Origin of the sequence: Brumimicrobium aurantiacum, from assembly GCF_003402975.1 — a bacterium.
GTDB lineage: Bacteria > Bacteroidota > Bacteroidia > Flavobacteriales_D > Crocinitomicaceae > Brumimicrobium > Brumimicrobium aurantiacum.
In genome coordinates, this window is record NZ_QURB01000007.1 from 66,651 (window position 1) to 80,325 (window position 13,675).

Genomic DNA, 13,675 nt, shown 5'->3' on the forward strand with positions numbered 1-13,675 from the left:
AATCCATCTAAGTTTATAACTCTCAGTTAAATAAATTGAGTGATTTTAAATTTTATATGTCATTTCATGCGTTTAAAATTAAAAACTAAGGGAGTGAATACGTGATTTTGTTAATAAAAGTTATTAAGTTACACAATATTTTATGCAATTTTGCGCTATTGAATTGACTATGAAAAATACTTTTTGGCTTTTATTGATTTTTGTGGCATTCCAATTTTCCATTTTTGGACAAGAAGAAACAGTTGCACCTAAATATTCAAATGAATTCCTTCAAATTGGTGTAGGTGCCCGATCATTAGGAATGGGGAACGCACTTGTGGCAGGAGTTGACGATGTAACTTCGGTTTATTGGAACCCCGCTGGGTTGACAAAAGTTAAGACCAAATTTGATGTTGGATTAATGCACTCAGAGTATTTTGCTGGAATTGCAAAGTATGATTATGTTGGATTAGCACATAAAATTGATGATAAAAGTGCAGTTGGTTTTGCAGCTATTCGTTTTGGAGTTGATGATATTCCAAATACCACTCAATTGATTAATAACGAAGGTAATATAGATTATGATAGAATAACATTTTTTACCGCGGCAGATTATGGATTTCTGTTTTCATATGGAAGAGAATTAGGTGTTGAGGGATTAAGTGCAGGTGGAACTATAAAAGTTGTACATCGTAGAGCTGGTGATTTTGCACGTAGTTGGGGTTTTGGAATTGATGCTGGTTTACAATACAACGTCAATGATAAATGGTTCTTCGGGGCAATGGCAAGAGATGTTACTTCTACATTTAATGCTTGGATATTTAACCTTGATTCAGATATGCAGGAAGTGTTTCTAGAAACAGGGAATGAGATTCCAGAGAACGGACTAGAGTTAACTTTACCAAGATTAATATTGGCTGCTAAAAGAACTTTTGATATTGGTTGGCAGAATATATCGATTTCGCCTGAAATCAATGCTGCATTTACAACAGATGGTCAACGAAATACTTTAGTCAAATCTGGTGTTTTGAGTATTGATCCAATGATGGGACTTGAAATTGGGTGGAATAATATGGTGGCCATTAGGACCGGAGTAAATAACTTTCAGTATGTTAAAGATTTTGATGATACTGAAACATTGGTTTTTCAACCTAATATCGGTTTAGGTGTTACCTTTAAAGGAATTACCCTAGATTATGCATTTACAAATATAGGAAATCAATCCGAAGCCTTGTTTTCTCACGTAATTTCTCTTAAATTCGGTTTCGATAAGTAATTGATTAACTTTGTTTTATTTTCTAATGCACAAACTTATAGCCTATATTTTTGTTTTTGTAAGTCTCTCTTCCTTATTGGCTCAGCCTTTTGGAAATGAATGGATTAATTATAATCAACAATATTATAAGTTTGGAGTAGCTGAAAACGGTGTTTATCGTTTAAACTACCAGGCACTGGTAAATGCAGGTGTTCCTGTTAATACCGTAGCCGCGAATAAATTTCAAATTTTTGGAAAGGAGAAAGAAATCGCCCTGAGTATTCACGATAATGGAGATAACCTTATAAACGTAGGTGATTACATTGAGTTTTATGCTGAAGGAAATGATGGATGGTTAGATTCTACTTTATATGATAATCCAACAGATATAGGGAATCCTGCTTATTCACTTTATAGCGATACACTTTATTATTTTTTAACCTGGACAACTGGAAATGCTAAACGTTTTATCGAAGAAACAGATGCTAATTTTTCTGTTTATTCACCGGCAAACTATGTTTTAGACAAATCAATTGTAAGCTATGACGCTTTTTATTATGGTGGATATTCAGCTTATTCCTCTTATAGTTCTTTTTATTCCCCAGGTGAAGGATGGGGTGGACCAAATTACAATGGTGCTTCAAACTATAGTTTGACAATTCCGATAGAAACTTCGGATGTTTACGCTGGGGGAGGTGCTCCAAACGCTTTATTTCATGCCAAATCTAATGCTAATTCGAACGCTTCTTATACTGGGTCAGGAAATCATCATTTAAGATGGGAGATAGGAGCTTCTAATGATTTGGTTTATGATGAGGTTTTTAATGGTTATCGACAAACAGTGGTCAACCAAGAAGTTTCTACTTCAATACTCTCGAATGGAACAACCAATGTATATTTTAAGATTATCGGTGACCAAGGGGCGGCAACAGATTATCAATCGGTGAGTTATTTGTCATTGAAATATCCTAGACAAATCACCAGTTCATCCTCATCATTTGAATGGGAAATCGTGAATAATGCTACTCAAGCAAAGGTTAGATTAGACATTAGTGCAAACAATATCACTAATCCTGTGGCTTATGTTATGGATAACATAATTTCTAGAAGAGTTCCCTTAGTAAATAATGGAGGTGTTTGGCAAACTTTAATTCCAAACTCAATTAATGGAGGGAATCAAAAATTAGTGATTACTTCAGAGACGGATATCAAACAAATCAATATACTTTCACCTGTTAATTCGAATGGTTTTTTTACGAATTATAGTCAGATTAATCCGGAAGAGGCCTATATAATTTTATACAATAAACAGTTGCAAGCTTCAGTGAACGAATACGCTTCATATCGTTCTTCAGCAGCTGGAGGGAGTTATAATGTTGTTTTGTGTGAAGTCAATGATGCCTGGATGCAATACGGTGGAGGAATTCCAAAACACATTCAAGGAAGTAGAAGAGCATTGAATCATATTTACAATTTAGCTACGGTAAAACCTGTTGCATTATTTATTGCGGGAAAAGGAATTACAGAAGCTAGTGAGCCCAATTCAGGTTCAAGTGGTGTGCCAAGAAAAAATGCCAACTCGAATAACTTAAATTTAGTACCAAGTTATGGTTCTCCGTCTAGTGATCAATGTATAACCGCTGGTTGGAATAATTCTTCTAGTATAGAACCAATGATTCCGACAGGAAGGATAGCCGCCAAAAATAATGATGAACTCGATTTATATTTGGAGAAAGTTAAAATATATGAGACTGCACAAAATCAAAATTCGGTTTATAATAAAAGCGAAAAAGAATGGCAAAAACAAATCATTCATTTTGGAGGAGGTTCTACAGCTTCAGAGCAAAGTTTATTGCAATCCTACTTGAATTCAATGAAAACAACCATTGAGGGGCCAGATTATGGAGGGAATGTGATTTCTTATTTTAAAGAAACTTCAAACCCATTTAATCCCGTTCAAAATACAGAGGTGAATGCTTTATTGGAAAATGGAGTTTCGATGATGACCTTTTTCGGTCATGCCTCCGCCGATGGATTTGATCAAAATATTGATGACCCAGAAAATTGGAACAACACAGGGAAATATCCTATGGTAATCGGAAATGGATGTTATACGGGTAATATTTTTACCACTTCGAACAATTCAACTTCGGAACATTTTGTATTTGTAGAGAATTTAGGGGCGATAGGTTTTTTATCTTCTACAAAACTAGGATATGCTTCTTATTTGAACTTGTATTCTAACGAATTATATGCACAAATGAGTCCACAGAATTATGGCGCTAATATAGGAGAACAAGTTAAGTTAACCATTGGAAATCTTGAAAATAATAATCCAAGTTTTTTAACAGAAGTAACTACAATGCAAATGACCCTGCATGCTGATCCTGCTATAAAGTTGAATTGGCATGCTAAACCAGAAATTGATCTTACAATCCAAGATGTTTACTTTACGCCTTCAGTGGTCGATTTATCAACAGACTCCATTGCGATTAATATCGTTTTAACGAACCTTGGAAGAAGTATTGTCGACACCTTTGGGTTGGATATCACACGTAGTTTTCCTAATTCAAGTGTAGATTCAATCTATAAATTGTCTATTCCAAATCTGGATTATAGAGATACGATTGTTTTCAATATGCCTTTGCAAGCGGATATTGGTTCGGGAATTAACCAGTTTAGTGTGTCAGCAGATATTCCTTCATTTATTCCAGAGCAATATGATGAATCGTCCAATAATGCTGTTGTTATTGATTATTTTGTAAATATCGATGGAATAATGCCCGTTTTACCATATGATTATGCAGTAGTTCCAAATGATTCTGTTGTGTTGAAAGCATCGACAATAAATCCTCTTGCTAGTTTTAATAGTTATCGTTTTGAGGTAGATACTACTGATTTATTCAATAGTCCTTTTAGAAAATATGCTTTAAAACATGGCTTAGGAGGAGTGAAAGAGGTGTTCCCTAATGAATGGAAAAATGTAAATTCAAATGCTAATGATGCCTTAGTTTTAGAAGATAGTATTGTCTACTTCTGGCGTGTTTCAATTGATTCTACAGTTATGAATTGGACAGAACATTCCTTTCAGTACATTGAAGGTAAATCTGGTTGGGGACAAGATCATTTCTTCCAATTTAAAAATGGAGATTTCAACGGAGTATCTTATGAAAGAAACGATTTCAAAAGAGAATTTTCACCTCAATATATTGAGTTATTTGCAAATGTTCACGATAACTCAAGTTCAACCTACACTTATAATTCTACTTTATGGGGTGTAAATGGGCAAAATGCAGAGTATGGATTGTGTTTTACCACACCTTCAATTCATGTTGGGGTGATAGATCCAGCGACACAAGCACCTTGGGGGACTTTTTATAATGGTACAAACACTGATCATCAATATGGTAATGTTAACAATAATGGTGGTTGTAGAAATAGGGTGGAGAATTATTTTATATTTAGACAAAATTCAACTTCACAGCTTCAAGCACTAGAGAATATGATTACTAATGAAATTCCTGACGGACATTTCGTAGCTGTGTACACCACCATGAGAGCTCTGTATAGTCAATGGCAGAGTTTACACCCAAGTCTTTTTACTACATTTCAAAATATTGGTGCAACTGGAATGAATGCAGGTGCGCCAGAAAGAGCATTTATCTTGTTATTTGAAAAAGGTGATCCTAGTACGGCAGTTGTGGTACATGCGCAAAATTCGGGTGAATATATTTCCCTAGCACAAACTTTTGCGGGTTCTGTTGGTAGTGGAATTGAATCGTCAACCTTAATAGGTCCGGCCGCAGAATGGGAAACTGTATACTGGAAACAAGATGCAGAAGAAACGGCTACAAATGATACTACTCGATTAGTCATTAGAGCATTTGATCATAATAAGCAATTTCAAACGGAGTTAGATACAGTTTTTAATGCCAATGATTCAATTTTAAACTTTAATACAATTTTTCCAGCCAATGATTACCCTTATTTGCAATTGCAAGCGCAATATAAAGATGAAATAACCTTAACTCCAGCGCAAGTTGATCGATGGCATGTGTTGTATCAACCATTACCTGAGGCAGCTTTAGATGGTTCGAATGGCTATGTGTTTTTACCTAATCAAGATTCCTTACAAGAAGGAATTGATATGGCTTTTGCCATTGATGTGAAAAATATTAGTGCTTTTTCAATGGACTCTTTGTTGATCAACTATTGGGTGACAGATGAAAATCAAGTCAAACATGAGATTGATTATAATCGTCAAGATTCCCTTCGTGTGGGAGATATTTTAAGAGATACTGTAAGGTTCTCAACACAAGGTTTGGCAGGGAACAATACACTTTGGATGGAAGTTAATCCATATAATAAAGGTTTAAATAATGAGATTAAAGATCAACCAGAGTTGGCGCATTTCAATAATTTATTGCAAATACCATTTACCTTGAAGGGTGATGATATTAATCCTATTTTGGATGTGACATTCGATGGCGAACATATTTTGAATGGAGACATTGTGAATCCTAAATCGGAAATTGTAATCAGTTTAAAAGATGAAAATCCATTTTTAATTATGGATGAAGATGCTGATACGACTAATTTTGGAATCTTTTTAACAAATCCAAAAGGAGAACAAAAACGTATTCCTTTTATGGATGGAGAAGGAAATCAAGTTTTAAATTGGATTCCTGCAGATGGAGGTGATTTACGTTTTCAAATTATTTACAATGCTGAATTCGAAGAAAGTGGAACTTATGAATTGATGGTTCAAGGTTCAGACAATTCTGGAAATTTATCTGGTGATTCAGAATACCGCATATCATTTGAAGTTATTTTAGAATCTACGATTACACACATGATGAATTATCCAAATCCTTTCTCAACGAGTACACGATTTGTCTTTACTTTAACAGGAACTGAAGTGCCAGAGGAAATAATCATTCAAATTATGACTGTAACTGGTAGAATTGTAAGAGAAATAACAGAGGAGGAGCTAGGTTACATTCGAATCGGAAGAAATATCTCTGAGTATGCCTGGGATGGAAGAGATGAATTTGGAGATCCTTTAGCTAATGGTGTTTATCTTTACAGATTAAAGGCCAAGATAAATGGTGAAGATATTAAACATCGTGCTTCAGGTGCCGATCAGCATTTTACAAAAGATTGGGGGAAAATGTATTTAATGAGGTAATTCACCTACGACCAAATACACTTTCCCATTATGGTTTCCTTAAATTAACTTATAATCAATATTTTTTGATTGCAATGTCTTTAATACTTGATCGTTGATGTCAACTTTTAATGCACGTGATGGCATTTCAACCTCTAGTTTATTTACCGTATCATATACTTTAAACTTCACTTGAAATTTACCTTCATTTTCTTTAAAAATACTGTCAATATCTTCAATGAAAGTGTGGTTCACTTCGCTTAAAGGAACAGATAATTCTAAGGCACTTGCTTTTTGATCTCTTAAACTAGAAAGGAAATCAATCTTCTGAATCTTAAATTCAAATTCATTTTGATTCCATCTCTTTGACATTACTTTACCAGTCATAAAAATAAAGGAACCTTCTACCATATAGTCTCTAAACTTTCCATAATCCTCTCTAAACAAGAACAGTTTAGTTGAATCATTGTAGTCTTCAATCAAAATGGTTCCGAATGGATCTCCTTTTCTGGTATGGCGATGTTCAACTTCAGTAATAATAGCTGCAACCGTAAACTCGAGGTTTTTATACTCTTCAAGATTGTTAATAAATTCAACACTTCCATTACAGAAAGAGTCTATGTCTATTTTATAATCATCAAGTGGATGACCAGAAATATAAATACCAACAACTTCTTTTTCCTTGTTTAATTTTTGTAGAGAAGACCATTCCTGAACTTGTGGGATTTTTGGCGCTGGTGTTTCAACTCCTGTACCTTCACCGAACAAACTTACTTGATTTGAATTTGCACTTTCCTGGTGATTACTTCCAAATTTAATTGCATTTGCTAAGAATGTACGATTGTTTTCTTCAACAAAATATTGTGCTCTATGTATGTTTGAAAATGAATCCAAAGCTCCTGATAAAGCTAAACCTTCAAAAGCTTTTTTATTACATTTCCTAAGGTTTACGCGTTTAGTGATGTCAAAAATATCCTTAAACATACCGTTTTCCTTACGCTCTTCTACAATTGCATCAACAGGACCTGCACCAACACCTTTTATTGCTCCTAAACCAAAGCGAATTGCGCCTTCTTTATTTACCGTAAACTTAAAGTTAGATTCATTTACATCTGGACCAAGAACCTCAAGTCCCATTCGTTTACATTCTTCCATAAAGAATGTAACCTGCTTGATGTCATTCATGTTGTTACTTAGTACAGACGCCATATATTCAGCAGGATAATTTGCTTTCAAATATGCGGTTTGATAAGCAATCCAAGCATAACAAGTCGAGTGAGATTTGTTAAAGGCATAAGATGCAAAGGCTTCCCAGTCATGCCAGATCTTTTCTAACTTGGCTTTGTTATGTCCTCTTTCAGCACCTTGGTTAAGGAACTTTGGCTTTAATTGTTCAAGAAGGTCAAACTTTTTCTTACCCATTGCTTTACGCAATGTATCGGCTTCACCTTTCGTAAATCCACCAAGTTTTTGTGATAAAAGCATTACCTGCTCTTGGTAGACTGTAATTCCATAGGTTTCTTCAAGGTATTCTTTGGAAGCTTCAATATCATAGATGATTTCTTGCTCTCCATTTTTACGCTTAATAAAATCTGGAATATATTCAAGTGGTCCCGGACGATACAAGGCATTCATCGCAATTAAGTCGGCAAATGCTGTAGGTTTCAATTCCCTCATGTATTTCTGCATCCCAGGAGATTCATATTGGAAAACTCCAATTGTTTCACCACGCTGGAAAAGCTCGTAGGTTGGACCATCATCCAAAGGGAAATCATCTGGTACTAAGTCAATACCATGTATTTCTTTAACAAAAGCCACTGCATCCTTAATTAAGGTCAATGTTTTTAGTCCAAGAAAGTCCATTTTCAATAGTCCGGCTTCCTCAACTACAGAGTTATCGTACTGTGTACAATACATGTCTGAGTCTTTCGCTAAGGCAACAGGAACATATTCTGTAATATCACTTGGAGTGATAATTACCCCACAGGCGTGAATACCTGTATTTCTAACATTTCCTTCTAGTCTTCTTGCATTACTCAATACTTTGGCTGGTAAATCATTTCCTTGTGAAATCTCAATCAATTGATTGGCCATGGTGATGCTTTCCTGATTACCTTTTAATTTTTCAGATAAATCAGCAGCATCTAACCCAAATAATTTGGCAAGTGAAATATCAGGAATTAACTTCGCCAATCGATCTGCCTCAAAAAGTGGTAGGTTCAATACACGAGAAGTATCTCTCACTGAAGATTTCGCTGCCATTGTACCATAGGTAATGATTTGAGCAACTTGATTAGCTCCATATTTGTCGATTACCCACTGTATAATTCTACCACGACCTTCGTCATCAAAGTCAATATCAATATCGGGCATCGATACACGATCTGGATTTAAGAAACGCTCGAAAAGTAGATCATAAGCAATAGGATCAACATTTGTAATTCCGTTACAATATGCTACTGCAGACCCAGCAGCGGAACCCCTCCCAGGACCAACAATAACCCCCATTTCTCTTGCCGCATGACAGAAATCTTGAACAATAAGAAAGTAACCTGGATAACCTGTTTTAGCAATAATTTCTAACTCGAAATCTAATCGTTCACGTATTTCATCGGTAATTTCGGGATATCGTTCCTTAGCCCCTTCGTATGTTAAATGACGTAAATAGTTGTTTTCTCCTCGCTTTCCACCATCTTCCAAATCCTTTGGATCTGTAAACTTTTCTGGAATGTCGAAAGCAGGTAATAATATATCACTCGCTAAGGTGTATGGCTCACATTTATTTGCAATTTCAATCGTGTTTTCAATCGCTTGTGGAAGATCCGCAAACAATTCTTTCATCTCATCAGGAGATTTGAAATAGTAATTATCGTTTGGTAAACCATATCTAAATCCTCGTCCACGACCTTTTGGTGTCTCCACCATTTCACCGTCTTTAATACATAATAGAATATCATGTACAGAGGCATCATCCTTATTTATATAATATGTATTGTTTGAAGCTACAATTTTAATATCATGGGTTTTCGAAAATCGCAATAACACTTCATTTACACGACGCTCATCTTCTTGGTCGTGACGCATAATTTCAAGATAAAAGTCATCGCCAAATTGTTCTTTCCACCAAATTGTTGCCTCTTCAGCTTGTTTTTCACCGACATTAAGAATTTTCGATGGAATTTCTCCATACATATTACCAGACAATACAATAATATCTTCCTTGTATTTTTCTACAACTTTTTTATCGATTCGTGGAACATAGTATTTACCTTCCGTAAAAGCAATGGAAGACATTTTTGCTAAATTGTGGTATCCTTTTTTGTTTTTAGCTAATAAAACAACTTGATACCCATTATCTTTGACCGTTTTATTGGTGTGATCTTCACAAATGTTGAATTCACAACCAATAATTGGGGTGATTTCCTTTTTATGATAAGGTTTTCCTTCCTTTTCAGCTTGTTCTCTTTCTTTTCGAATGTTACTGTTATGAGCACCTAAATACTTTTCAAAATGAAAGGCAGCCATCATATTCCCTGTATCTGTTAAAGCAACCGCTGGCATATTGAATTCAGCCGCTTTATTAATCAAGTCTTTAATGTTACTTGTAGACTGAAGTACAGAAAATTGGGAGTGATTGTGAAGGTGTACGAATGACGTTTCGGCTAATTTTTCAAGTCCTTCATTTATTGCTTCTTGAGAAACTTTCTCTTGAGTCTCATGTTGAGCTTTTAAAGCCTCACTTTTTTGCTTTAAATTGTCATGAGTAAGTCCAACAGGTTGAATAACATCATCATTGACCTCTAAAAAGTCTTCGAAATAACTTTCTTCAGTTTGTAATTCTTCGGCAGTAAAAATTCTTCTTCTAACCAATTCGAAAAATGAACGGGCAGTTGCTTCAACATCGGCAGTAGCGTTATGAGCTTCACCAAAAGGAACATTGAATAAATGCTCGTGTAACTCCGTTAAGGTAGGCAGTTTAAATTTACCACCTCTTCCACCGGGAATTCTACACAGTTGTGCCGTTGTTTCTGTACATGTATCCAAAATTGACATGTCGTGCATTGGCGTTTCCATGTTTAAACGCACAAATTCAGATCCCATGACGTTGATGTCAAACCCAACATTTTGTCCAACAATAAATTGAGCTCGGTTTAAATCTTGATTAAATTCCTCAAGCATTTCCTGTAAAGGAACACCTTCTGTTTCAGCTAAAAGAGTTGAAATACCATGAATACGCTCCGAATCATAAGGTATATCAAAACCATCGGGACGAATCAAATAGTCTTTGGCTTCAATTAACTGACCTTTGTCGTCGTGTAATTGCCAAGCAATTTGAATACACCTTGGCCAGTTATCTGTGTCAGTGTATGGAAGGTTCCAATTCTTTGGTAGACCTGTTGTTTCAGTATCAAAAACTATATACATGGAGTGGAATTTTTACACTTCAAAGTTACAAATAAGATGGGGTTTTCCCTTTCGTTTTTCATTTTGAAAAATGAATAGTTTTAAACATATTGTAAAAGCACTGGTAATCATCTCTAAATGGATAACAAACTGCTAGAATGGGATATGGGTTTAATATAATTAGTCTATGTTGTTGGTTTGTATTCTTTTAGAAATTAAGGAATGCAATAAAGACCAATAACCAAAAAGAAAAAATAACACCACTGACAATTACAGCCCAAATACCATAACCTAAACCTTTATATTTTTCGGGGTACTTATTTACCTTTATGATACCAATTATACCCAGAATTAATCCAATAATTGAAACTGCAACTGAGGTGATTAATAATCCGGCAAGATTCACACTGCCTAAAATTAATAGTGGATAGAAAATTACTATTTGCCCCATTGACAATAAAAATCCTATCAGTGCAGCCTTATTAACTTTTCTCTTCTGCAAGAGGTCTTCATTTTTGTCATTGATTTGAATATTGGGTTTCGGTGCTTTTATTTTAAAATCTTCCTTGATACGTGCGGAGTTCTTTACCTCTAAAATAATAGGTTTATTTGTTTTAATCTTAGTGGAGATTCTCCCATTGATACTTTGTGTTGTTAAAACAGTTTTTTCCTCAATGTAGGTATTTTTTGATGTTAATTTATGTTTGATATCAGTTGAAACCTTTGATTGTATTTTATTTACCTTTGAAATACTATCATCTCTTTTTTTGATCGATGTATTCGAATGATATCCATTAAATGTCATGTTGGTTGAACGACATGCAGTAAATAAAATAACAGCCATCAATGGTGCAAGAATATTTTTAAATATCCTTCTAGATTTTAACTTATCGTGGTATAAGTTCATTTATTATAATTAAGTAAATCAAGTATTTTAGTCTAAAATAGCATTTTTTTTATGATAATTAGGGGAGATTCAGTGATACTGGAATTAGATATTATTTTATCACTACATGTGAATAGATGTTTTCAAAAGTAGATTAGTTTTGTCTAAAATTAATTTTAAAATGAATAAGATACTTGTTCTAGATAATTATGATTCTTTTACCTATAATTTGGTTCATTATATAGAATCAAGTGGTAAATATGATGTTGATGTCTTCAGAAATGATGAAATATCACTTCAGGAAGTAGATCAATATGAAACGATTATCTTGTCTCCTGGTCCTGGATTGCCTGAAAACGCTGGGATTTTAAAATTAGTGATTGAAAAGTATGCAGCTACGAAAAATATTCTTGGTGTTTGTTTGGGAATGCAAGCCATCGGTGAGGTGTTTGGTGGTGAATTGATAAATTTAAACCAAGTTTATCATGGGGTAGCTACAAAAGTTAATGTTTTGAAAGCTGATGATTTATTGTTTCAAAATATTCCATCAAAATTTCAAATAGGTCGCTATCACAGTTGGGTTATCAAGAATGAAAATTTTCCTAAGGATTTGGAAATTACTTCTGTAGATGAAAATAAACAGATTATGTCTTTAAAACATCGATCGTTAAATTTGTATGGAGTTCAGTTTCACCCAGAATCTATTTTATCTGAATTCGGAAAAGAAATGATCAATAATTTCTTAAAAATCATTTAATAGATAAAATTTAAGATCTAATTATAAGCTTTTCCTTAATGCCATTTCCATAAATAAAATACATTCCAGGTTGAAGATTTAATTGGTTTTTTCCTGAATCTAACGTTTGGATAAGTTTTCCTTGAGAAGAAAATAATTTGAATTTAGTATTTTCATTTTTTGACTCTATGAAGAGTGTAGTTCCAGTTTTAAGAGGATTTGGATAAAAATTAACGCCTGAATTCCGCTCAATACTTCGAATTTCCGAATAACTATTTTTCCCATCAAAATCTGTTTGTTTTAATCGATAATATGAAATTCCGTTTAATGGATGAACATCTGTAAACTGGTAGGTAATTTCTGAATTACTATTTCCTGCTCCATCACGTTTATGAATAAGCTCCCAATTTTTGCCATTTTGACTACGTTCAATTTCGAAATAGTCATTATTGGTTTCAGTTTTGGTACTCCATTCAATAATAGTGTTTTCATTTATATCACTATACTTCGCAGTAAAACTTATAAGCTCTATAGGTAAAGTCGAAGTAGAGATTTCCTTAAGAATATATTCATCATAAAAAGGTTTATTTCTACCTGTTCCATCCATATTCCTTCCTATTATTATATCAGAAGCTCCTGTCCAATTCATTACTTGACCTGAAGTTCCTTGGTAACTCCACTGCTCAACACCATCCACAAATAGTTGTGCTTTGCCAATATTATGATCGTAGATAAAGCGGTAGTTTCTAAAAACATCGTCATCAGGAATGTTATAAACATTTCCAGAGTTTACAATAATGTATCCAGAACTTGAGGAAGGGTCAGTTAATCGAAAAGTTACATTCAATTGGTTTGCCGATAAAAATGAAAACCCTCCTCTTGTAAAGAATGTACCGACAGATTCATCCCTTTGATATTCAACCGATAAGACCATTCCATCAATGTCGAAAATTGCATTGTTATCGATAATCATTTCAAGGTTGGCTTTCGGATTACCCGCATTTAGTCCCGAAGTTGAATTGTGACCATTGGGACTAATTGTTGCACTGGCAGAAATACTTGATGCATTAGGTCCAACGTCAGATATTATTGGGTCTAGAGTATCATTGTCCCATGAGAATTTAGAAATGATGGTGGAATTTTGAGCACTTAAAAACATGCTAAAAAACAAGAGTTTTGTTAAAAATAATACTTTCATTATCATGTTCATCATTTTCAATTTCAGGTCAAAATTAAACTTTGAAATTT

The 13,675-nt window shown here is 34.2% G+C and carries 6 protein-coding genes; 3 read left to right on the forward strand and 3 right to left on the reverse strand.

The window, feature by feature from the left end; translation table 11 throughout:
* Window positions 1–169 precede the first annotated feature (169 nt).
* Window positions 170–1,255 carry a putative type IX sorting system protein PorV2 gene (locus tag DXU93_RS11270; protein ID WP_116881396.1) on the forward strand — a complete coding sequence of 362 codons (1,086 nt, stop codon included), beginning with the start codon at window positions 170–172 and terminating at the stop codon, window positions 1,253–1,255.
* Between the two features lie 25 nt (window positions 1,256–1,280).
* Window positions 1,281–6,422, forward strand: a complete 5,142-nt coding sequence (porU2, locus tag DXU93_RS11275) for a putative type IX secretion system sortase PorU2 (protein ID WP_116881397.1) — start codon at window positions 1,281–1,283, stop codon at window positions 6,420–6,422.
* A 39-nt stretch (window positions 6,423–6,461) separates the two neighbouring features.
* Here the strand turns inward: porU2 and dnaE are convergent, their stop codons facing one another.
* Together dnaE and DXU93_RS11285 are read right to left on the reverse strand one after the other, a co-directional pair.
* On the reverse strand, window positions 6,462–10,826 hold the full coding sequence (dnaE, locus tag DXU93_RS11280) for a DNA polymerase III subunit alpha (RefSeq protein WP_116881398.1): 4,365 nt from the start codon (window positions 10,824–10,826) through the stop codon (window positions 6,462–6,464).
* Window positions 10,827–11,013: 187 nt separating this feature from the next.
* Complete coding sequence (locus tag DXU93_RS11285) at window positions 11,014–11,712, reverse strand: hypothetical protein (protein WP_123776118.1); 699 nt, start codon at window positions 11,710–11,712, stop codon at window positions 11,014–11,016.
* Between the two features lie 160 nt (window positions 11,713–11,872).
* Here DXU93_RS11285 and DXU93_RS11290 point away from each other — a divergent pair, with 160 nt between their 5' ends.
* The gene (locus DXU93_RS11290) at window positions 11,873–12,448 is read left to right on the forward strand and encodes an anthranilate synthase component II (protein ID WP_116881400.1); all 576 of its coding nucleotides are present in this window, start codon (window positions 11,873–11,875) and stop codon (window positions 12,446–12,448) included.
* Window positions 12,449–12,458: 10 nt separating this feature from the next.
* Here the strand turns inward: DXU93_RS11290 and DXU93_RS11295 are convergent, their stop codons facing one another.
* Window positions 12,459–13,625, reverse strand: coding sequence for a T9SS type A sorting domain-containing protein (locus tag DXU93_RS11295; protein ID WP_165851395.1), 1,167 nt, complete (start codon window positions 13,623–13,625; stop codon window positions 12,459–12,461).
* Between the last annotated feature and the right edge of the window lie 50 nt (window positions 13,626–13,675).